Annotated in this window: 25 protein-coding genes; 5 read left to right on the forward strand and 20 right to left on the reverse strand. The window is 63.7% G+C overall.

Annotation, left to right across the window (positions count from 1 at the left end; all coding sequences use genetic code 11):
- Positions 1-4 precede the first annotated feature (4 nt).
- From ASE22_RS25795 to ASE22_RS25840, 10 genes are all read right to left on the reverse strand, one after another.
- Positions 5-1,069: a BsuBI/PstI family type II restriction endonuclease gene (locus ASE22_RS25795; protein ID WP_056366821.1), complete on the reverse strand. Its 1,065-nt coding sequence runs from the start codon at positions 1,067-1,069 to the stop codon at positions 5-7.
- Positions 1,066-2,856 carry an HsdM family class I SAM-dependent methyltransferase gene (locus tag ASE22_RS25800; protein ID WP_056366824.1) on the reverse strand — a complete coding sequence of 597 codons (1,791 nt, stop codon included), beginning with the start codon at positions 2,854-2,856 and terminating at the stop codon, positions 1,066-1,068. Before ASE22_RS25800 ends, ASE22_RS25795 begins: the two co-directional genes overlap by 4 nt.
- Positions 2,853-3,416, reverse strand: coding sequence for a recombinase family protein (locus tag ASE22_RS25805; RefSeq protein WP_056366827.1), 564 nt, complete (start codon positions 3,414-3,416; stop codon positions 2,853-2,855). The genes ASE22_RS25800 and ASE22_RS25805 overlap by 4 nt, the downstream gene beginning before the upstream one ends.
- 261 nt (positions 3,417-3,677) lie before the next feature.
- On the reverse strand, positions 3,678-4,811 hold the full coding sequence (locus ASE22_RS25810; protein ID WP_056366830.1) for a relaxase/mobilization nuclease domain-containing protein: 1,134 nt from the start codon (positions 4,809-4,811) through the stop codon (positions 3,678-3,680).
- Positions 4,804-5,340 carry a hypothetical protein gene (locus ASE22_RS25815; protein WP_056366833.1) on the reverse strand — a complete coding sequence of 179 codons (537 nt, stop codon included), beginning with the start codon at positions 5,338-5,340 and terminating at the stop codon, positions 4,804-4,806. Before ASE22_RS25815 ends, ASE22_RS25810 begins: the two co-directional genes overlap by 8 nt.
- 301 nt (positions 5,341-5,641) lie before the next feature.
- Complete coding sequence (locus ASE22_RS25820) at positions 5,642-6,577, reverse strand: ParB/RepB/Spo0J family partition protein (RefSeq protein ID WP_056366835.1); 936 nt, start codon at positions 6,575-6,577, stop codon at positions 5,642-5,644.
- Positions 6,577-7,341: a ParA family protein gene (locus tag ASE22_RS25825; protein WP_056366897.1), complete on the reverse strand. Its 765-nt coding sequence runs from the start codon at positions 7,339-7,341 to the stop codon at positions 6,577-6,579. Before ASE22_RS25825 ends, ASE22_RS25820 begins: the two co-directional genes overlap by 1 nt.
- 13 nt (positions 7,342-7,354) lie before the next feature.
- Complete coding sequence (locus ASE22_RS25830; RefSeq protein WP_056366837.1) at positions 7,355-7,534, reverse strand: hypothetical protein; 180 nt, start codon at positions 7,532-7,534, stop codon at positions 7,355-7,357.
- 270 nt (positions 7,535-7,804) lie between these two features.
- On the reverse strand, positions 7,805-8,098 hold the full coding sequence (locus ASE22_RS25835; RefSeq protein WP_056366900.1) for a DUF7673 family protein: 294 nt from the start codon (positions 8,096-8,098) through the stop codon (positions 7,805-7,807).
- A 53-nt stretch (positions 8,099-8,151) separates the two neighbouring features.
- Positions 8,152-8,547 (reverse strand): DUF3768 domain-containing protein, encoded by a 396-nt coding sequence (locus tag ASE22_RS25840; protein WP_056366840.1) that lies wholly within the window; start codon positions 8,545-8,547, stop codon positions 8,152-8,154.
- A gap of 274 nt (positions 8,548-8,821) precedes the next feature.
- Between ASE22_RS25840 and ASE22_RS25845 the strand changes: the two genes are divergently transcribed.
- Positions 8,822-9,199: a hypothetical protein gene (locus tag ASE22_RS25845; RefSeq protein ID WP_056366843.1), complete on the forward strand. Its 378-nt coding sequence runs from the start codon at positions 8,822-8,824 to the stop codon at positions 9,197-9,199.
- Between the two features lie 109 nt (positions 9,200-9,308).
- Here the strand turns inward: ASE22_RS25845 and ASE22_RS25850 are convergent, their stop codons facing one another.
- Together ASE22_RS25850 and ASE22_RS27415 are read right to left on the reverse strand one after the other, a co-directional pair.
- Positions 9,309-9,842 carry a hypothetical protein gene (locus tag ASE22_RS25850; RefSeq protein ID WP_056366846.1) on the reverse strand — a complete coding sequence of 178 codons (534 nt, stop codon included), beginning with the start codon at positions 9,840-9,842 and terminating at the stop codon, positions 9,309-9,311.
- Positions 9,843-9,891: 49 nt separating this feature from the next.
- Positions 9,892-10,056: a hypothetical protein gene (locus tag ASE22_RS27415; RefSeq protein WP_181316822.1), complete on the reverse strand. Its 165-nt coding sequence runs from the start codon at positions 10,054-10,056 to the stop codon at positions 9,892-9,894.
- Positions 10,057-10,472: 416 nt separating this feature from the next.
- Here ASE22_RS27415 and ASE22_RS25855 point away from each other — a divergent pair, with 416 nt between their 5' ends.
- Genes ASE22_RS25855 through ASE22_RS25865 form a run of 4 tightly spaced genes read left to right on the forward strand, consistent with a single transcriptional unit; the run spans position 10,473 to position 13,016 of the window.
- The gene (locus ASE22_RS25855) at positions 10,473-10,742 is read left to right on the forward strand and encodes a hypothetical protein (protein WP_056366849.1); all 270 of its coding nucleotides are present in this window, start codon (positions 10,473-10,475) and stop codon (positions 10,740-10,742) included.
- Positions 10,743-10,770: 28 nt separating this feature from the next.
- Entirely contained in the window at positions 10,771-11,199 is a 429-nt protein-coding gene (locus tag ASE22_RS27830) for a thermonuclease family protein (RefSeq protein ID WP_082545415.1), read from the forward strand.
- A gap of 27 nt (positions 11,200-11,226) precedes the next feature.
- Positions 11,227-11,961, forward strand: a complete 735-nt coding sequence (locus ASE22_RS25860) for a DUF6088 family protein (RefSeq protein WP_235536264.1) — start codon at positions 11,227-11,229, stop codon at positions 11,959-11,961.
- On the forward strand, positions 11,958-13,016 hold the full coding sequence (locus ASE22_RS25865) for a nucleotidyl transferase AbiEii/AbiGii toxin family protein (RefSeq protein WP_235536265.1): 1,059 nt from the start codon (positions 11,958-11,960) through the stop codon (positions 13,014-13,016). Before ASE22_RS25860 ends, ASE22_RS25865 begins: the two co-directional genes overlap by 4 nt.
- Positions 13,017-13,077: 61 nt before the next feature.
- Here ASE22_RS25865 and ASE22_RS25870 read toward each other — a convergent pair whose 3' ends face one another.
- From ASE22_RS25870 to ASE22_RS25905, 8 genes are all read right to left on the reverse strand, one after another.
- A complete protein-coding gene (locus tag ASE22_RS25870) occupies positions 13,078-13,491 on the reverse strand; it encodes a single-stranded DNA-binding protein (RefSeq protein WP_056366854.1) in 414 nt (137 codons plus the stop codon).
- A gap of 491 nt (positions 13,492-13,982) precedes the next feature.
- Positions 13,983-14,612: a hypothetical protein gene (locus ASE22_RS25875; RefSeq protein ID WP_056366857.1), complete on the reverse strand. Its 630-nt coding sequence runs from the start codon at positions 14,610-14,612 to the stop codon at positions 13,983-13,985.
- Between the two features lie 226 nt (positions 14,613-14,838).
- Complete coding sequence (locus ASE22_RS25880; RefSeq protein WP_056366861.1) at positions 14,839-15,786, reverse strand: DUF2493 domain-containing protein; 948 nt, start codon at positions 15,784-15,786, stop codon at positions 14,839-14,841.
- A gap of 243 nt (positions 15,787-16,029) precedes the next feature.
- A complete protein-coding gene (locus tag ASE22_RS25885) occupies positions 16,030-16,476 on the reverse strand; it encodes a hypothetical protein (protein ID WP_056366864.1) in 447 nt (148 codons plus the stop codon).
- A gap of 26 nt (positions 16,477-16,502) precedes the next feature.
- Positions 16,503-17,426, reverse strand: coding sequence for a hypothetical protein (locus ASE22_RS25890; RefSeq protein ID WP_056366867.1), 924 nt, complete (start codon positions 17,424-17,426; stop codon positions 16,503-16,505).
- Complete coding sequence (locus tag ASE22_RS25895; protein WP_056366869.1) at positions 17,419-18,030, reverse strand: DUF6927 domain-containing protein; 612 nt, start codon at positions 18,028-18,030, stop codon at positions 17,419-17,421. Before ASE22_RS25895 ends, ASE22_RS25890 begins: the two co-directional genes overlap by 8 nt.
- A 25-nt stretch (positions 18,031-18,055) precedes the next feature.
- A complete protein-coding gene (locus ASE22_RS25900) occupies positions 18,056-18,691 on the reverse strand; it encodes a hypothetical protein (protein WP_056366872.1) in 636 nt (211 codons plus the stop codon).
- A gap of 131 nt (positions 18,692-18,822) precedes the next feature.
- Positions 18,823-19,746, reverse strand: a complete 924-nt coding sequence (locus ASE22_RS25905; RefSeq protein ID WP_056366875.1) for an ArdC family protein — start codon at positions 19,744-19,746, stop codon at positions 18,823-18,825.
- Positions 19,747-19,827 lie beyond the last annotated feature (81 nt).

Below are 19,827 nucleotides of genomic sequence, written 5' to 3' on the forward strand. Positions count from 1 at the left end.
GGCGTCAGCCGCCTTCGATTTGCAGCGGCTTTCCGCTGAAAACGATGAGATTATCCGGCTCGGATGCAAACCACGCATAGCTGCCCCAGGCCAAGCCGCTCACCGTTTTGCGGAAAGGCTGGCCGCCGCGATCGAGGTAGGCGGTCACGAAAGCAACATGCTCGGAAGGGAAGCCGGCACCTTCGGATATCTGCAACAGTGCCGACTTACGGGCATCGTTGACCGGGCCATCCGTGTGAACGACCTCCACGAAAATCAGCAGCGGGTGCGCAGGCCCGAGATCGACAAGCACGATATCGGGCAGGCTCTTGTCAGCAGGGATGGTCAGGCCGATCGACTTGGCCAGATCGTCATCGCGCGCGACAACCTTGTTGCCGCTTTCGCTCAACGAGATCACGCCGGGCTGTTGCAGAAACTTCGAGGCAAAAACCTCGATTACGGCCTTTGAAATGTCGGTGCTCGCACCCGGAATCATGCGGCGCGTTTCCCCATTGGGGAACGTCACCAGCTCATACTCGCCGCCGCCGGCCGCGCCCTTGCGGACGATAGCGAGGCGGGCGAGCGCGCCTTTGTTCAGATGTTTTTCCCGCCATGCCGTTGCCTTGGCGTGGAATGTCGCTTCGTCGAGGTCTGGCGCGAGAAGGTCGGCAAACTCTGCCTGCAGAGCGTAACGGCCGGCCGGCGACGTTGTGGCAAGGCCCGCGCGTTCAATCACCGCGCCGTTCTGGATCAGCGCATAGCGGATTGTGTCGTCGCGGATGGATTCTCGCGTATTGCCGGCATACCAGCGACCGGGCACGTCGGCCTTACTCGGTTTGACCGATAGTTTCGTCCAGGCATCACGGGCGGCGTCATCGGTCTTTGCCGCCTGACTGTCCGTCATGCGCGTGACCTGATCGGGCCGCAGCCAAAGATCGGCACCTTCGACTGCGCCCGTATAGAGCATGACAAAAATGGTCTTGGCCGAAATCTCCCAAACCAGACGCTCACGGTTCGCTGAACCGTCAGGGAAGATAACCGGCAGTCGCCCGTGTATCTCATTCCAAGTTGCGAGGGCTGGCAGCATCATGCCTTCACCCCGTAAAGTGCGCGCAGACTCTTTTCGATAGCGACGCGCGACGCGCCCTTGGCGACCAGCTTCTCGATCGCGGCCATCGCCGAGGCGGGCGGCAGGGGAATGGATTCCAGCTCGAAAGCCGACACCGCGACGCTGCCACTGATGCAGCGAAAAACCTGATCAACGATATCGCTGTTGAGGACAGCCGCGACGGCTGCAGGCGAGACTTTCGCCGCGCCGATCGTCCGCACCATGTTCAGATGGTTTTCGACCACCACCCCACCGTGCGCGTCGATGAACTCCTGCGACAATTCCGCTGCGATCAGGCGGCGGTCCTGTTCTTTGGCCGTCGTGCGCTGCACGAGAACGCAGCTGCGATCCACGACCAGCCAGCCATCGCCGGCTTCCGGCTTGAAATAGGGCGCGTGATTGCGCTTGTCGGCGCGGAAGATAAAGCGGCCGTCAGCCGTTACGGCTTCCGCCCAGATCAGCGGATGCAGACCGCGACCCGCTCGCGTGCGCATCTGCGGCTTGAACCTGTTCCACACCAACGGCCCGGTCGAGACGCCATAGCCCCAATCGGCTAAGCGCGCCGCCATACCTTCGGCGGCTTTGATCAGGCCGATGTGAGCCGGTTCGCGCGGAGCCAGCCACGGTGCAGATGCGTCAGCTGGCAAGCCGACCTTGCCGTTTTTGGTTAAGCGCGCTTCGCGCTCGTTATCGACGTTGAGATAGTGAACTTGGAAACGCTGGCGGGTGCCGCCCTTGCGGTAGAGCGCGAGCAGGGTTTCCTGCAGAACGTCCTCAAATACGCCGCGCCGCGCATGGACGAAGTCGATCGCCACGGGTGGTGCTTCATCGGCAAGGAGCTTGCGGAGGGCCGCATAATACTGCCCGCCGAGCATGCTTGTCGGCGTGAGGTAAGCAATAACGCCGCCCGGACGTGTCCACCGGAGAGCTATATCCGTGAACACCCCATAGAGGTTGGCGTGGCCATAGAGGCTGCGGGCAAAGCGCGCCCGCTGGGAAGCCGTCAGGGCCACGCGACCATAAGGCGGATTGCCGATCACAAGATCGTAAAGCGCTGCGGGCGTTTCTTCGAGCGTATCGCAGACCTTCACGAACACCGGCACGTCGCGGCCGCTTGCTGTGCGAAGGTCGGACAGGAAGATCTCAAGGGCGGCCTGCGAAAGCGAAGCGGCGTGGGGATCTAGCTCAAAACCCGAAAGCCTGTTTCCGAGCTGGGCAAGGATAAACGCGGGTTCGCTGCCATCGAGCGCGCGCCGCATGCGTGCGGCGGCTTCGAGAAGGAAGGCACCGCCGCCACTGGCAGGATCGAGCACGCGCGCCGTTGACCAATCCACGCCGCCTTCGCTCGCAAGATCGAGCAAGCGCTGCGTTAATGCTGGCGGCGTGTAGAATGCGCCAAGGGCGCTCCGTTCCTTGCCCGGCAGGAGTGTCGTGTAGAGGCTCGTCAAGAAGTGACAGCCTTCTAGGACCGGCAGGGCTGCAGCTTCACGGCCGATCGAGGCCGCCAGCTGGCGCGCCATTGCATCGAGCTTGCCGCGCGGGATGATGAAGGGGGCGCTCAGCGCCAAATCTGGCACGACCACGCCCGCGAAGGCTTCGATCGCGCCACGCGCGAAAAGCGCGGCCTGACTCGTGCGCCGGCTTTCAGGGACAGTTTCAGACCAGGCCCGCGCGACGAAACGGGCACGCGCCAGCTCAATGCGCCGGGCTTCGAAATCGATATGCGCCGATAGCGCAATCGGCTTTTTCAGGCGGATAGATGCTTTCATGCGGCTTTGCTCTTGTTGGCATCCAGGGCGCGATAAAGGGTCGATCGGCCGACCTGCATCGTGCGGGCAATGTCGGTCGGTCGCTCGCCGGCTTCGAGCAAAGCCCGCGCATGGCGTATTTGTTCGGCAGACATGGCGCGCTTGCGGCCGATGCGGACACCGCGCATGCGCGCAGCTGCAAGGCCTGCCTTGGTGCGCTCGCCGATCAGAGCGCGCTCAAATTCTGCCAGGGCGCCCATCAGTTGGAAAACAAGGCGGCCGCCTGCAGTCGTCGTGTCGATGTTCTCTGAGAGCGACTGGAATCCGCAACCCTTGGTGCCCAGCTCCTGAATGACTTCGATCAGGTGCGGCAACGATCGGCCGAGGCGATCGAGTTTCCACACCACCAGCACATCGCCATCGCCGCATTTCGCCAGCACATCGTCAAGGCCTGGCCGCTTTGTGGATGCGCCTGATATCTGATCTTCAAACAGCCGATCGCAGCCGGCGGCGTTCAACGCGCGCCGCTGCAGATCGAGGTTCTGATCCTCCGTAGATACCCTGGCATAGCCCCATTTCATGCCGCCATTTTGGGACAGAGTTTTGGGACGCGCAAGCATTTGTTTTTGCTATGTTCGCGAAAGTGTCCCTTAAACGGAGGATTCTGGGACGCTCACCTTCTGCCTTTCACCAGTATTTTTCGCAAGATACATTATGGAACCGGGCGGTTCTCGCTGCCTTCCGACATTGGAAAGCCTGGATATTGGCCGAAGTCGTACTGCGGGTTAACCGCGGTCCCATAGGTGTTCGAGATTCCCGCCTGCTTGGCTGCTTTGCACACTTTAGCGCTCGCGATCATCGGGCTTAAGTTGACCTCGATCGATGATGGATCGTTGTACCGCAGCGCTGTCTTTGTCTCGCCCGTCGCGGTCTGCAACCTCGCTCCGATCGGCGATCATGATCTCCCGCGCCCGCTCCAATCGCCGCGACACCGCCGCCGGCATATCGGCGACGAACCCTGCGATATCCTCGGCCAGCGCGCGATCCTCGGCCTTCCCGGTTGCCGCCAGCGCGGCCGCAGCATCTGCGTAAGCCCCCCGGATCTGCTTTTGGCGGCCGAGCGCCAGCACGTCCTCCACCCGACGCTCCGGGTTCTTCGACCGTGCGAACGCCTGCGCGCGCTCCTCAATCAGCCGGTTAAGATCCAAGTCCCTCCCCTGCCCTGCTGTCCGCGCCTCCAGATGGTGCGCCGGCGACCGCACCCGCTTCTGGACATGGCCGCGCGCGCGCCGCGGCGTCGCTTCGGCGGCGACACCGCGCTGGCGCAATTCATGGGCGAAGCTTTCGCGCCAATGATGAAGGTCTGCCTTGCGCGGATTGAACCGCGCCCCGTCCGCACCTTGGGTCGCGACGGTCAGATGGACATGGGGGTGAGCGGTGTCGGTGTGGAGCGCCACCATATAGCTGAACTGCCCTTCGAACTCGGCGCGCGCGAACGCCTGGACGGCATCATGGATCGTTGCGGCATCGGTCGTACCGCCGGGCATCGACAACACCATCGACATCGAGGTCGGTCGCTCCTTGCCATAAGCATTCATCGCCTGATCGAGCATGTCCCAATCGGCCGCGATCGCCTTCAGGCGCTTTTCGTCGGTGACGATCTCGCCTTCGCTGCTCCGAACCTCGAGCTTCCCGTGCCGCGATATATACCCAAAATGTTCGGCGAGGTGCCTGGCCCCACGCTGCTTGCCCGAGATCTTGACCATGACCTCGGGCGCCTTGCGCACGATCCGCTCAAGCTTGGCGCGCGCCTCGGCCGGCGACAACATCGGCGCAGCGGCGCTCCCGCCCCTCCCCTTGCCGCCCGAGCGGATCCGCAGCGTCGCCCCGCGCAGGCTGCGCTTGCCTCCGGTCGGCGGTCGCCAGGCTTCCATCAGACTGGGGAGCGGCAGGACGCCGTCATCATCCTCAGTCATCGGGCGTATCCCAATAGCTCAGGTCACCTTTGAGCGCGCGGCCAAGCGCGCGCAGCTGGTCGGCCACCTCGTCACGGAAGGAAGCGACCCGCGCGGCCTCGCGCGCCAGGTCGAGACGGGAATCCACCATGGTCGCGGCATGAAGGGCATGGACCGCTTGGTTGAGATTGATGCCAATCCGGTTGAGCTCGCGCCAGGACTGCGCGATCTGCACCCGGTCGGCGCGCGGCGGAAGCGGATGGGTATGAAGCCGCCGACGCAACAGCATGACGAGCCATTCGGTGCGTTTTAGCCCGCGCGCATCGGCGGCCGCATCGAGCCGCTCAATATCCTCGCGCAACAGCCGAAGCTGCAGCCGGTCAGTCGTGCGGGTCCGAGGCGAAGCCGTCTCACTCGACCTGTCCCCGGCGTCCTCAAGCGCACCGTCGATCAGCTTGCGCAGGAGCGCTGAGCGACCACCGGCGGCAGTCGCCCTAGCATCGAAGCGCGCCGCGAGATCATCGGGCAGACGGAGGCCAAAAAACGCCACACCCCATTGCTATTGTTTAACAATGACGGCGCCAAGCCTATCCGGCCCTCACCTAAAACCACTCGTCTTATAGTCTGCTCAAGCAGACTCTGCCCGTCTTCAAGGCAAGTATCTCATCCAATCTGACATCTACAAAAAAGCAGAATATTTCCGAGCGATCCAATCCGCCCGATCCGCGAAAATGAAGACAGCCGCGCCCCTGAAGAAGGGGCGCGGCTGTCAAAATTGTCTGAAAAGCTCGATCGTTTCTACGCGGAGTGAGGGGTGAATGAGTGAGCGCCCGCCCCGCCCCGCCGATGGTTTACCCCACGGCGATGTCAGTTACGGGCGCTTCGATCTCCTCGCCGTCGTCGAACACCACCCGAACCCGCTCGGGCAGGATCAAACGTCCGGTCCGCCCGCCCAATGTCACCCGAACCGCATCGAGGGGCCGGGGCTGCAAAGACACCTCCGTGCCGAACATCGACCGCAGGCCAGCACCGGCACGCACCGACCTTCTCGGCGCAGCGCGCTCGGCACCCTGCCCATTCGACAGGGCAGGCACGACATGCAATCCGGCATCGGGCGAAGCCTCGGATGCCTTGAGCCCTGCGATGAACCGGCCGCCCTCGGCCAAGGTCACGCTTTCATCGCCGAGCCGCTCGACATAGGCGCGCACCGCGCCGCCATGCGTGCGGGCAGCACGGTGGAGGTCGTAAAGCAACCGGATCGGCATCTGATCGATCGCTGCTCGCAACCAGGGCGCCATATCGGCGCAGGCGGCGTAGAGCGATACAAACTGTTTCGAGCGGCCGAGCGCGCGGGCGATCTCCGCCTGGGTGACGCCGGCGGCCAGCATCCGTTCGATGCCGGTCGCGAGATCATGCGAGGTCAGGCCCGCGCGCTGGTCATTCTCGACGATCTGATCGGCGAGCGTGTCGGCCCGATTCACCACCGCCATCACGATCGCCGGAATAGTCTCGCGCCCCGCAAGGCGCGATGCCCGAAAGCGCCGCTCGCCGACGCGAATGACATGAAGCCCGTCCCCATTTTTCGGGGCAACGATGATCGGCTGCAGGACGCCGCGCGCGGCGATCGAAGCGGCAAGATCCTTGAGCTCCGTCTCGTCGAACATGCGGCGCGGATTTTCGGGGTCGGCGATGATCCAGTCGAGCGGCAGATCCTCGACGCGCCGCGCGCTGTCGTGGAGACCGACAAGCAGTCCGAACTCTTCGGCGCGCTGATCGAACTTGCCCATCACGCCGCACTCAGGCGACGGTCATCCATCCGGCGAACGATTTCGGCCAGGATCGGTCGGATTTCGTCAGCCGCCGCTTTCGCGCCGCTGCCTGTTTCGCGCCAGACCGGATGATGCTGTTCGGCCGAATGCTTGTAGGTCGGGCGCGCCTTGATGAAGGCAGGAAACATCAGTTTCTCGCCGACGGCGCGGGCGAGCTTGACCGCATTGTCCATTTCGCGCCGGTCGAACGGATTGACCATCGAGGGCAACAGCCCGAGAAAATCGACCTTGCGCCCGCCTCTCGCCCCTTCCGCTTTTTTGAGCGCGGTGAGCAGCATCTTGGCGCACTCGATCGAATCCTCGGCGACCTGGACCGGTGCGATCACCGCGTCGGCCACCGCCATCGCGCTCAAGGTGAGCTCATCCCATTTGGGACCGGTGTCGATGACGATATGATCGAAATGCGCACCAAGCGCGGGAAACCGGCCGAGGAAATCGCGGACATCCGCGGCTGCCTTGACCATCTGCAGGCGCGGATCGGCGGCGAAAACCGTGATGCCTGGCGCATCGCTCAGGTCGAGCCGCGCCTCGGGATCGAACAGGTCCGCTGCGAACCACCCGGTCCGCTCGCCGGCGAGCCGGCGGGTGGAACTGCCCTGCGGATCGAGGTCGAGAAACGCGACCCGGTTGCCGGCTTGCTCGGCAAGATACCAGGCGAGGTGCGTTGCGAGAAAGGTCTTGCCGACCCCGCCCTTGAGCAGGCTGACGACGATCGTTCGCATCGCCGCCGCGCCGTCAGGATTCATAGTCTTTGGGACCATCGCGCAGGTTGCGCTCATAATGCTCGCGCGACGACCTGTCGCCGCCCCCGCCGATGCCGGGTCCGACATAACGGAACAGGTAGACGGTGATGACGAAGCAGGCGAATGCGAACAGCAACGCATGGTCTGGATGACGCGAAAAATAGTCGGCCACGGCGGGTCTCCTTGGCATGTTCCAGGGAAACCGGTCGGTCCCCTCGCCGCGCAGCAAAACGCGGCCGCTCTCGCCGCACAGCCTCCCCTCTCGTGCCGGGGAGCAAGACCCGGTGGGCGTCAGACGGCACCGGCGATAGTCTGCTCAAGCAGACTTTTCGGCCATCCCCCCGGTTAGGGGGATGGCCGGTGTCACCATCGCTCGGTGAGACATTGTGCGCAGCCCGGCGGCCATGCCAGCGGGCTCGGTTGGCGCGATGCGACGCCTTGGTCAGTCGGCGACCTCACGCAACCGCCACTGGTGGACTAGGGCGACGATCTTGTCCTCATAGCCGAGCTGGTCGGGAAAGATCGCGCCGTGATGACCGCCCAGATAGACGAACACGACGGCCATGTCGGCCGCAACGGCGTGGTCGACGCCGAACAGGTCGGCAAGATCGAACCCGCCATTGTCTTGCGCATTCCACCAGGCGAGCAGGAAGTTGGCAGCGCGGCGCGCTTGCCCCGTGTCCGAGGCGGCCAGATCGAAAAGCCGGTCGAGGGCTTGGATGACAGGCTCGCTCATCTGCGAATCCTTTCGGTAAAAGGTGGCCCCGACAGGGTCGGGGCCATGATAGCTCAATATTCGTGGGTGAGAAGCAGCGTCAGCACGCGGGTGGTGACCTCGGGATCGGTCGGATCGGGCGACCCATAGGTCAGCGCGCGATCATAATAATCGATCTTCCAGTACAAGGCTTCGCCGGCAAATTCGAAGCGCCCGAAATCACGCTCGCCATGGGGATCGACGTCGGGACCAAAGGCGTCATAGTCGCGCACGGTGCGCAGCAATTCGGCGCGACGCTGGAACCCGCGAAACAGGCTGGTATCGCCGATCAGCTCGGCGACGCCGGCGGTCATGACCACCTGGTTGACGCCCGGGCTATGGATGGACTGGCGCAGGGCATCATTGAGCCGCGCGATGGTCGCGACGCGCTGGTCTGCGGATACGGCTTTGTCATTCTGGGGGTCGGCCATGACGTTCGACTTCCTGATCTGTGTCAGACCCCGCCGATCGGGGCCTTTCGACAGGCGACCGGACCGCCGGGGCATAGCGCGCCCGCGCACCCGACAGGGTCGCAACGGATGTGGAGAAGCCCGGCACCGGGCTTGCGCTGGCAAGTGCCGCGGCGAGGACGTCAAGCCAGGAAGGGACCGTCGGTGCGGCGGTCAGAGGGAATAAGGAACGGCATGGCCGACTTTTCAGACGTGCTGCTGGACGCGCGAGCGAGGGCTTCGCTATCATCCGATCATGACAGACACCGCCCGGATCATCGCCCTTTGGCCACGCTGGACATCGAGCGTCGGCGCAATGCAGCGGTTGCAGATCCAGGTTCGTACCCAGTGCCGTCGCTGCGGCGCCCTGATGCGCGCCGATCTCGACGAGCTGGTCGCCCGCTATGGCGGGAATGCGTCGTTGATCGATCGCCAGGAGCAATGCCGCATGGTCGCGTGCGATGGCGCGACCTTCTACCTCGCGGCCCGGCGCTATGGTGGACCGTGGCGGATCCTGGTCGATGATGCGGCGTTGCGCGACGGGCTGAGCCTGTGCCCGCCCGCGCATCTAGCGCATGGGCGACCAGCCCCTGTCGCGAATGCCGCAGACCTGCCGAGTCCACAGCGCCGTTGACGACCTGCCCTCGGCAGGGATCGTGACCCGCATGGGCCGAGACCCGGCACGGGGCTCGGGGCGGTCCGCCTAGAGCCCGGTCCGGCGCAGCCGGAGCCGCCCTGCCCGCTTAAGCCCCCTTCGCGTTAGCCAGATCACCGAACAAACGAAGCAATATCTCGTCCAGGCTGGCGACCTTCTCGAACCTGGATATCCGGACCTTGCGGTGGTTCGGCCGCACATTCTTCTCGCCCTCCGCCGTGCCCTTGCTATGTTTGGCGACGGCGAACGGACTGATATCCGGCAAAGGCTCGCCTGGCTCCGCGCCGAACCACAGATAATGGTCGAAGAGGAGATCCGGCGTCACCACGATCCAGATGACGCATCCGCTCGGCTTCTCCATCAGCTTGAGGCTGATCTTGACCTCATCGGTCTTGCCGCCGACGATTTTGGTCTTGAACTGGATATGGCGGGTCACGCTGCGGCGGGCCATGACCAGATCATAGCCGCCCGCGTCGAATTCGGAGCGCAGCACCTCGACGTCGGTCACACCCAGTTGCCACAGGCGGCGCAGCGCTTCCCCGACAAAGACATGCTCCACGATGCGCTCACGCAGGGTCGAGTGGATGAAATGCGGGCTCGCTTCCTCGGTAAGATCGTCCAATCAGCGCTCGCACAATAAGGGCGGGGGCGGATGCCCCCGCCTGAAGGTTTCAGCTGAACGGATCATATTCGTTGATGACGACCACGTCGCCGTCAAAGTCGTCGGCGGTAATCACGGCGAACTGGTTGCCGATACCGATGACCATCGTTGCGATCATGAGGGTTTTGGAAAGGCCGAGCGCATTGAGGCGGGCGATCTTGATGTCGGTGAACATGTCGAGGCTCCTTGAAAGCCGGCGGGTTCATCCCCGCTCGACTGGCGCCCGAAGTGTTCGGTGGGTGGCCGCGATCACTTTTTGCCGCAGGCCAAAAGCCGTAGCGAAGCGACCGGACCCTTTATGGGTTGATGGCATTAGGCCGCCCGCCGGACCAAGGATTGCGCCTCAAAGAGCGGGGTGAAACTGCTGGCCAGAAGAGGTCATGGCCCCACCGGACGGACATCATGCGATGCGTGGGTCGGCCTCACCGCAGACATGGGTTTGGGTCAGCTGTTGTGATCGCCAATCCGGCCGAACCGGCTGTCATTTTGCGCTAGCAACAGCTTGATCGTGCTTCATTACACCGATTGCGGGATCGAGGGCGGCTACCATCATGCCGCCAACGGCAATCGCGTATCGCGACAAAAGTGCGCATGTTCTGCTTGATGATTGTTCTTTGTTTGTTCTATTCTCCAGCCATGCTCCGAGTCGATGAAGATAGCCTGGCCCTCCATCTCGAGGTGTCGCTCGCAACGGCCGAACCGGCACTAGTGACGGATATTCGCTGCGGTGACGCGACCGCACGGCGGCGTGCGGTCGCGCAGCTGGCCCGGCATCTGGCGGTCCGTTTGCGCTGCTATGATATTCTCGCCGATGAGCCCGCCGCGATGGCGGGGACATTGCCGCTCTTCCCCGACACATGACGAACGATTCGTCCCTGTCCGATCGCTGATGCTCATAGCCTTGCTTCTCGCTGTCGCGACCGTACCCGCCGGGCAGGCATTCATTTGCACGCCCATCAGGGTGTGGGACGGCGATGGACCGGTGTGGTGCCGGGAGGGACCACGGATTCGGCTTGGCGGAATAGCGGCGCGCGAAATCGACGGCTCATGCCGGCGGGGACAACCCTGCCCGCGCGCCAGCGGCATTGCCGCGCGGGACGCGCTGGTCCGATTGCTTGGCGGCGCCAGGGGCAAAAGCGGCACCGGCCATACCCTTGTCACTGGTCCGACGCTCCAATGCCGGTCAACCGGCAACGCGAAAGGGGATCGCACCGGGGCCTGGTGTTCTGCGCCGGGGATCGGTGACCTGAGCTGCGCGATGATCGCGACGGGCACAGTGCTGCGATGGCAGCGCTATGCGGCAGGCCATTGCCGCTGACAGGGCGCAAAGGGCAGACCGAGAAATTTGTCCGAAATCTGCGTACAAATTTCGGACGGGTTCGATTTACTCTTGTCCGAAATTTGTATAGGTATTTCGGACATGGCCATTGATGCTACCGACCTAAAAGCCGCCATTCTCCAGCGGATCGACGCGCGCGTGCCCAAAGCGGTGTGGACGCCGGGGGATTTCCTTGACCTCGGCAGCCGCGATGCGGTCGACAAGACACTGCAACGCCTAGTGACCGCCGGCATGCTCCGCCGGATCGATCGCGGACTCTACGACAAGCCAGGGCGCAACAGCCTGACCCAGCAAAGCAGCCCGCCCGATCCGCGCGAGGTCATCGACGCGGTCGCCCGCCGCGATCAGATCCGGGTGCTGGTCGACGGCATGACCGCCGCCAATGATCTGGGTCTCACCAATGCGGTCCCGGCCAGGATCGTCGTTCATACCGATGCGCGGCTCAAGACAATCCATCTCGGCCATCTCACCATCAGCTTCCGCCTGACCGCTGCCAGCAAGCTCTTCTGGGCGGGGCGGCCCGCGATGCGTATAGTCCAGGCACTCCATTGGCTGCGCGATACGATGGGCGGTGACAGTCAGGACGATGCCATGGTCAACCGGCGGCTCAGGACGCTGCTGCATGACTCCCGGCAGGGCAAAACCCTGCGCGACGATCTGGCCGATGGCCTTTCGACTTTGCCAGCATGGATGCAGGCATATCTCAAGCCGATGCTGGCCAGCCAGGCATCGGCCGCATGATGAACCCTGATTATGACCGGATCATCAGCGCAGACGACGAGACCCGTCTCGGCCTGTTCACGACAACCGCGCAACGCATCGGCACGACGCCCCAGAATGTCGAAAAGGATTTCTGGGTCTGCTGGACGCTCGACGCCTTGTTCAACGGATTGCCGTCAGGTCCACGCCTGCTGTTCAAGGGTGGTACCTCGCTGTCGAAGGGCTTCGGGCTCATTCGGCGCTTCTCCGAGGATATCGACGTCACCGTCTTTCGCGACGATCTGGGGCAGACCGCGTCGATCGCCGAACTCGAGGCGATGAGCGGAAAGAAACGGCAAGGCGCGCTCGACGCAATCGGCAAGGCCTGCGAGGCGTATATTCAGGGACCGCTGCACGACCAGCTCGCCACGCTCGTTGGCGAAGCCGCAGACCGCCTGAACATCGCCACCGGGCAATGGCGCGTCGAACCGGACCCCGAGGACGCGCAGGCGCTTTATCTAAGCTATCCTACGGTCACGCCTGTCGACGCCTATGTCGGCAAGGCGGTGAAGATCGAGTCTGGCGCGAAGTCCGCGCTCGATCCTCACGCATTACAGACGGTCCGGCCCTATCTCGAAAGCGACGTGCCGGGGATCGATCTGGCCATCACCAATATCACGATCGTCGATGCGGAGCGGACCTTCTGGGACAAGGTGGTCATCCTCCATGGCCTGCGGCGCTGGTTCGAAATTCGCGGAGTACTGCGCGGCAATGGCCAGCGCGTATCGCGTCATTATTATGATCTTCACGAGCTGTTGCAGTCCGACGCCGGTAAACGCGCGCTGACCGACCCGGCGCTCGGCCGTGACTGTGTCGCCCATGCTCGGCTGTTCTTCAACCGGCCGGCTTTCGATCTGGCGACGGCCGTGGCGGGAAGCTTCGCGCTATGTCCGGAAGGCAATATGGTCGATGATCTGCGCCGTGATTATCGCGCCATGACCGGTATGGTCTTCGGTGATGCGCCAAGTTTCGACACCGTGATCGAAAGCATCGCTGAACTGCAGAACAAGCTGAACACCGACACCCAGATGACCTGATAAGGAAGCGGCAAAAACAGCAAAAAGGCCCGGCGGCGTGAGCCGCCGGGCCTTGCCGGTCTCAGAAGGGAATTTCGTCGTCATCGACCGAGCTGTCATTACCGCCTTGGTCGCCACTGGCGGGCTTGGCGCGGGTGAGGAAGGTCACCTCGTCGGCGATGATCTCGACGCCGTACCGCTCGATATTCTCGTTGTCGGTCCAGCGGGTGTAGTGGATGCGACCGCGCACCATCACCTTCATTCCCTTGTCGACATATTGCTCGACGGTCTTGCCGACGCCGTTGAAGCAGGTGATCCGGTGCCATTCGGTATCTTCGATCCGGCGGCCATTGTCGTCCTTGACGATCTTGCCGTTGCTGTCGCGCTTGGGCCGCGAGGTCGCGAGGCTGAAGTGGGTGATCTTGGTGCCGCCCTGGGTGGTGCGGGCTTCCGGCGTGGCGCCGACATTGCCGGCGAGGATGACGAGGTTCTGCATGTCGAGGTTCCTTTTTTGAGTGCCGAAGGGACCGTCCCTTCGACTGACCCCCAAAAAAGGCGGGCATGGGCGGTGCTTCCACCGGAGCGCGTCAGCCGCGCAGGGGAACCCCGACACAAGGGGTGGTGCGGGCAGCCGTGGCACACGGCAACTCGGCCCGAAGGGGAGCGGGTTGGAAGAACCGAACGACCGACTTAGGGATCAGGTCAAAAAGAAGGGATGGTGACTTTGGTTCTATGAACCCAAGAACCGGTGCAGAAACCTTGCCCTATCGCCGCGGCATGTCCCCGCCAGGCAGAGACTCCACAACTGGCCGTCAGCGCTCTTCCCACCTTGGACTGTCGTCCGCAGCGAAGCGACGGCAACCCTCAAGGCGACAGACATAATGGCCGTCTGACGCACGGTACGCCGCAGGCCACCCCCATCCCCGGCTTCATGCGATCGGCGAGCGCCTTTTCAAACCGCGCACAGGATGAGGCGGTGGCGCGCCGTCACGCGATCTGCGCCCTGATCACGGCAAGGAGACGGTCGACGCAGTGAGAGGCGTCAGCCACATCGAAGGGTGACGCTCCGGCCCGGAACAAGGCGTCGATCTGGTGGCAGCGATAGGCCGGCGAAAGGATTGCGGCGAGTGCCGGCAATTCCGCAGGCAAACCAGACAGGCCCGCCTCCATCGCAAGCGCCAGGGCCTTTTCGAGGTCATGCCGAATATGGACACGGTTCCAGTCGTCGGCATAGCCGGCCTTCATCAGAAAGGCTTTGAGACCGAGTTCGATCGCGATCGCCAGCGAATGTGCGGCACTCGCGGGGGCGATCTTCACGCTACCCGCCGCACCGCGGGCAAATTCCCCAGCATTCGCCATGAAAATGGCGACCAGCGCCGGATCGGCGATCCCGGCGAAACGGCGCGCGGCCTCATCGAGCGTAACGGCAGGAAGTCCGATCAACCAGCGCGGCCCCGCGATATTGCGCAGATGGCGCAAATGCGCCGAATCTGGTTCATCGGTGTCCGTGCCGGCCGACCAGCGTAGCAGCAGCGCGGCCTTCCAGCAGCGCCCGTGACGCTGCCTGAAGGCCAGCAGCGCGCGCAGCTCCTCATCATGCAAATCGCGCATCATCATCTCTCTCTAGTTCGTGGTAAGGGCGACAGCCGGCAAAGCGTCGGCAACGCGGATGGCTGGTGGACTTTGAACCGCGTCCCGGCCGCCAGCACGGCCGACGGGTTCCAGTGCTATTCAGCGACACCAAAAGGGCCTCGGCACCCTCCCCTCTCGCCTGCGGGAATCTCGAGAGGACGACGGTGAACGGAGCGAAAAAGGGCCGCCGGAAAACCGGCGGCCCGCGGCTTCAGCCCGCACCGCGACAGGCAGCTGCAGGAGGGCTTCCCAATGGGCCGCGGCGATCAACGACACGCAGTCCCCGAGCCTTGGCTTCGATGACAAGCCGCTCCGTCACGCCGTTGCCCTGGAAGGCGACCACGAACCGCGGCTTGAGCGAGAGCATCTGCTCGTTGCGACGGAAGCCCGCGCGATCTCCGAGTTTGCGATCGAGACCGAACCGCACCTGCTGGATGCCATTCTGCTCGGCCCAGGACGCTGCAAGCCGCTCGATCCCCTTCATATCGCCGCCGTGTACGAGATACATGTCCCCGACATGAGCGCGAACCTTGTTGAGAGTGGCCAGCAGGTTATCGGCGAACGTCTTCATATCTTCGTCGTTGGCGAAGGTGAGGCGGCCACCGGCGAACACAACGGGCGTACCCTGCGCGGTGTTGGCGTTCAGAGCCCGCTCGCGGCGCGCTCGCAGGAAGGCATGGCCATCGACGATCCCGGCGGTGACCCCGAGCGAGATGCGGTTGCCGGACGATGGCACCCACGATCTCCCGGTCTCCCGGATATAGTGCGCGGCGGCGGCATCGCGCATGATCTCGAAGGCACCAGCGGATTCCTCGACCTTCTTGGCGAGATCGATCTTTTCTTCCAAATTGGCCGTGCTGATTTCGGAGCCGTCCTGTTCGGCAAGGAGAAGGCGGATGTCGTCGGTCAACCGATCGACCAATCCGTGTTTCTTGGCGGCGGCGCGGTGGAAGAGGTTCACCAGGCCCCAGCCCAGGTCTTCGATGTCGCGCTCCAGCGAGGTGTTTCCCATCGTCGTGAAGAGATCGCTCCAGATTGCGGTAACGGTCTGCTCCAGCGCCTCGGTTGGTGGCGGCGCCATGCCAATGAGGTCTTCAGCGCGGGGTTCGAGGTGCCCTAGCTCCAGTGCCGCGAGTGCGGCTGCAAGCGATGTGGACATGATAGCGAGCCTTTCTGTCTGTGCCGGCGGCCTCTCCGCCGGATGCGCATCCTCCAGGCGCTCGCAAAAGAGGGGCTGGCACCGAGGCACAGCCGAGGGGAACTCGGGAACAAGGGGTGGTGCGGGCAGCCGTGGCACACGGCAACTCGGCCCGCCGTTCGCGGGTTGCCAGCGCCTCGCGGGCGCCCATATGCGGCATCCTCTGGCGGGGAGGTGTCGGCACAGGCCGGTTTCGCCTTGTCTTCAGATACTGACGGATATCCGAAACGGAGGTATCTCCAACTCTGCCGCTGCGAGATGCGACAGCACCGCCGCATAGCTCCCGAGGCCGCGCACCGTTTCCGCCGAGATCAGGATCTCGTCATCGTCAGAGGCACTGAAACGCCGAATGGTCGTGCCGTCAAAGACCACCCGCTCCGGGCCGAACGCCCCAGGAGCGCCGCCAGCCCAGCGGGCGAAGACCAGGGCATGATCGACACAGAAAGTCTCGATCGCCTCGAACCGGCCCCAGGCGACCTCATGGTCGGCTAGGTATAGGGGAACGCTCGTATCGAGATCGTCCGGATCGAACGCGGTCCCCTCCCAATCCGTGAAGGCACCGTCGCTCGCGACGGCAGCACAGAAGTCGGGGAGGAGGTCAGGGGACAGCGATCCGCCGATGCGGATCGCGACAGAAGCGCGATCGGCCATGAGAGTCTCCGTAGCTAGTGAGGGGGTCAGCCTGCGGACTGACCCCGGTGGAATGCGTCGAGCCAGCGCGCCATCGACATACGCTGCTCGACGGGCTTGCGGGCTTGCGCCGCCTGGAACGCGACCAGCGCGAGCGGTGCATCCGCAACGATCCGATCAACCTCGCACGGCGAGAGAAGGCCGTGTTGACGGATATAGGCGGTGATATTGCCCGGTCTCGGTGTCGCCCCGCCTCGCCCGACAACGGGCTTGCGCCAGAGGCCATCGATCGTGCGCAAGCGCGGTTTTGCGCGAGCCTCCATCAGAACGATGGTGCGAAGCTCATCCTTGGAGAGCACATCCACCTCGTGCGGCCGCATTGCGGGACAGAAGAAACATGAGGATTTGGGCGGTATAGGGAGGCCCGCACGCTCAATGCGCGCAGTGCAATCCGCCCGGGTCCAACCCAGTTCACGAAGGGGATACCGATAATCATAGCGAGGGTCGGCATATCCTTCGGCATGCGCGTAGCGTCGCTGATCGGCACTGGAACAGTCATAGCCGATCAGTTTGACGACACGTCCGCCTTCTCTCCAGCACCGTATCGCGGGCGCCCATTGCGCCGTCCATTTGTCCTGGGGCGCCACCTTCCATTTGAGCGAGCACGACCCCCGCCCAAATGCCTTGGACGGCAGGGTGGCGTTGGTCAGCATGTTGGTGCCCAAGCTATCATAGGGCGGCCAATGCTTGAAATTTCGCGGTTCGTAGCGGACGATGTCGGACGCGACATCGTGACGGTCCATCCAACGACGAAAGACAGGGATGAACGCGTAGGTATCGGTCTTCTCGGAACCGGTATCGGCGAACAACACCATATCGATCGGCTCGCCTCGTTCGACGAGCTCGATGATCATGGCGGTAGAATCGACGCCCGCGCCCCAGGCCGCGATCACCGGGGCGCGCTCAACCATCGGTCGAGTCCTTCGGGACAATGGCCGGGTTGATAAGCCGGTATGCGCGCGTCCTGAGCTTTGCGATCCGGCACACGGCGCCGGTTGTGGGATCGCGAAACAGCGGTGCCTTGCCCTTCGGATTGGCAATGACCGTGAAGCGGTTGCGATCTTCGCCGTCATTGAAACGGATGGACTCGTCGAACACGATGGTCTGTCCCGGTTTCGGGGCCGGCTTCGCGCGTTCGAGCTTGCGGCGAACCAGGTTGGCACGACAGCGTGCGCGCCATTCGGAAGCGTAGAGGCTGTCGGTCTCGGTCAATTCATCGAGAATTGCAGCAGGGCAGTCGCTTTCGCACGGTCCCATCGTTTCCGTCATGTCTTTGTAGCCGAACGTGCAGCCCTCGCGCGCGCCGGTGCTTTGCCGGGTCAGGCACACGACGGCGAATACGGCCCGAGCGCCGGACGCCTCGATCCGTTCGCATGCCGCGTAATAGGTCGAGCCGACCATCGAAGACGCGAGAACCGTGAGACGATGATCCGCGTGCGCATAGGTGAACTGGTTGTCGAGATAGGAGCGCGGGGTGGCGTAGCAACCCATATCGCGCATGAAGAGCCAACCCATGAGAGATCTCCTGCAATTGCGGGGTTCAGGCGGCGGCCGCGAGGCGCACAGCGCCGATATCGACGGGCGTGCCGGCAAGCCGGCGCTGGAACGCGGCCACGTCGAGCAATTCAGCGATTGGCGCGCGGTGGGGCTTGCCAACCTCCTGCCCGTCGCGACACCGGCTGATCGATACTTCGCTGTCCGGAAGGAAGCCGCGCGGGACGACGCGAACGGCGAGATCCGCGTGACGCAGCTCTGTTGTGCCGTCTTCGTGATCGGCACCCATGACGGTGTTGATACGAGCCTCGTCCGCGTCGAGGCCGATAGCCGTCGCGAGACGTGCAAGCGCGCGGCGCGCCTGATAGTGGAAGGTACGTTTGGCGTGGTAGTTTCCGCCGACGCTCTGCCCGGCGATGTCGAGCAGCGCTGGCGCGGCGGCGACCGCCAGGCGATCCGCTTCGCAACGGAGGCGAAGGGCGTTCACGCTGGGCGTATCGCGTTCGGCAACGTCTGCCAGATGGCGGATGAGAAGAAGGATTGCCGCGTCGCCGGCGACAGGCTTGCCGGCACGCTGACAATCGTCGACGGCGGCGTTGAGGGCGTGGAGCGCCGCCGGCAGATGGTCCAGACCGGCGGGGGAAAGGGCCTGATTGTGGCGGTAGAGCGTATCGTAGAACATGGGAGCCTCCCTCTGAGCGCCCTGGCGCGCTCAAAAAGCCGAAGGCTCCCTCTCCTCCCCTGTCCTTGCGTGGCTGAACGCTGCGGCGAACCGTCGGTAGCCGACGGGGCCTGGGCGGGTGATCGCGGCGATCATGCTGCTTCACGGATCTGTTCCTGAACGTCGTCCGACGTGGCGAGGCCAGTTGCGCGGAGCAGAAAGGCGGCGGCCGCTTCGGCTTTTGCCGCAGCCGTCATGATGGCACGGGAATCCTTGCGCAGCACCGCGAGCCACGAGCCGATATACGCTGCATGATCGTCAATATGGGTGGTCGGGAGGCCGAGATCCGCGCCGAGCAAGGCGGATGTCATCTCGGCGCAAAGCTCTTCGAAAGCGTAGGCGTTGTCGCCGAATTTCCTGCCGAACTCTCGGTTTAGCCGGTCAGGATGGCCGGTCCAATGCCCTGCCTCATGCGCCAACGTCGACGCGAAATACGCGCGGGTGGAAAACAACGCGACGGGCGGCATCGTGATGCTATCGGCCACGCGGTCATAAAAAGCCCGATCGCCGCTCTGGTGAACCTTCGCCGGAAGGGCATCGAGAAAGCGCTCCGCGCGATCCGGCAACTCGTCGTCAGGGGCGACCACGTTGACCGGGCATGGATAAAATTTCTCCGGCAGCCCCTCGATCTGATCGGCATTGAAGACGGCATAGGATCGCAGCACCCGGCGCATTTCGTCGGTGGTGTCCCCGGTAACGGGCGATTCCACGATCTTGCTGTACGATTTGTAGAAGATGGCGATCTGCGACCGCTCGCCTTCGCGCACCTGACCGCCCAGCGCCTGCGACTGCTTGTAGGTCATCCAGGTGCGCGAATGGTAGCCCGCCCCTTCGGCGCAGAGCCACAGCCAGAAGCAATTGATGCCCTTGTACGGGTCGCCGGTCGCGCGAAGTGGACGGCCGCCAAGGCCAGGTCGCCACGGCTTCACCCAAGGGCGCACGCCGGATTCGAGTTTGTCGATGATCGCGTTTGTGATGGTGTCGGCGGGCGACGGTTTATCGGTGGTCTTTGCCACAGCAATTTCTCCTGATCTGGTAGAGGCGAGCCCGGAGCAGCGCCCTCCCCTCTGAGAGGCCGCCGTCGGGGCACAAAAGGA

It is taken from the genome of Sphingomonas sp. Root720, assembly GCF_001428605.1.
Lineage (GTDB): Bacteria > Pseudomonadota > Alphaproteobacteria > Sphingomonadales > Sphingomonadaceae > Rhizorhabdus.

Coding starts and splice junctions, on each gene's coding strand:
- ASE22_RS25795 (WP_056366821.1), bottom strand. CDS start 1,069: ATGATGCTGCCAGCCCTCGCAACTTGGAATGAGATACACGGGCGACTG.
- ASE22_RS25800 (WP_056366824.1), bottom strand. CDS start 2,856: ATGAAAGCATCTATCCGCCTGAAAAAGCCGATTGCGCTATCGGCGCAT.
- ASE22_RS25805 (WP_056366827.1), bottom strand. CDS start 3,416: ATGAAATGGGGCTATGCCAGGGTATCTACGGAGGATCAGAACCTCGAT.
- ASE22_RS25810 (WP_056366830.1), bottom strand. CDS start 4,811: ATGACTGAGGATGATGACGGCGTCCTGCCGCTCCCCAGTCTGATGGAA.
- ASE22_RS25820 (WP_056366835.1), bottom strand. CDS start 6,577: ATGGGCAAGTTCGATCAGCGCGCCGAAGAGTTCGGACTGCTTGTCGGT.
- ASE22_RS25825 (WP_056366897.1), bottom strand. CDS start 7,341: ATGCGAACGATCGTCGTCAGCCTGCTCAAGGGCGGGGTCGGCAAGACC.
- ASE22_RS25835 (WP_056366900.1), bottom strand. CDS start 8,098: ATGAGCGAGCCTGTCATCCAAGCCCTCGACCGGCTTTTCGATCTGGCC.
- ASE22_RS25840 (WP_056366840.1), bottom strand. CDS start 8,547: ATGGCCGACCCCCAGAATGACAAAGCCGTATCCGCAGACCAGCGCGTC.
- ASE22_RS25845 (WP_056366843.1), top strand. CDS start 8,822: ATGACAGACACCGCCCGGATCATCGCCCTTTGGCCACGCTGGACATCG.
- ASE22_RS27415 (WP_181316822.1), bottom strand. CDS start 10,056: ATGTTCACCGACATCAAGATCGCCCGCCTCAATGCGCTCGGCCTTTCC.
- ASE22_RS25855 (WP_056366849.1), top strand. CDS start 10,473: ATGTTCTGCTTGATGATTGTTCTTTGTTTGTTCTATTCTCCAGCCATG.
- ASE22_RS27830 (WP_082545415.1), top strand. CDS start 10,771: ATGCTCATAGCCTTGCTTCTCGCTGTCGCGACCGTACCCGCCGGGCAG.
- ASE22_RS25865 (WP_235536265.1), top strand. CDS start 11,958: ATGATGAACCCTGATTATGACCGGATCATCAGCGCAGACGACGAGACC.
- ASE22_RS25870 (WP_056366854.1), bottom strand. CDS start 13,491: ATGCAGAACCTCGTCATCCTCGCCGGCAATGTCGGCGCCACGCCGGAA.
- ASE22_RS25875 (WP_056366857.1), bottom strand. CDS start 14,612: ATGATGATGCGCGATTTGCATGATGAGGAGCTGCGCGCGCTGCTGGCC.
- ASE22_RS25880 (WP_056366861.1), bottom strand. CDS start 15,786: ATGTCCACATCGCTTGCAGCCGCACTCGCGGCACTGGAGCTAGGGCAC.
- ASE22_RS25885 (WP_056366864.1), bottom strand. CDS start 16,476: ATGGCCGATCGCGCTTCTGTCGCGATCCGCATCGGCGGATCGCTGTCC.
- ASE22_RS25890 (WP_056366867.1), bottom strand. CDS start 17,426: ATGGTTGAGCGCGCCCCGGTGATCGCGGCCTGGGGCGCGGGCGTCGAT.
- ASE22_RS25895 (WP_056366869.1), bottom strand. CDS start 18,030: ATGGGTTGGCTCTTCATGCGCGATATGGGTTGCTACGCCACCCCGCGC.
- ASE22_RS25900 (WP_056366872.1), bottom strand. CDS start 18,691: ATGTTCTACGATACGCTCTACCGCCACAATCAGGCCCTTTCCCCCGCC.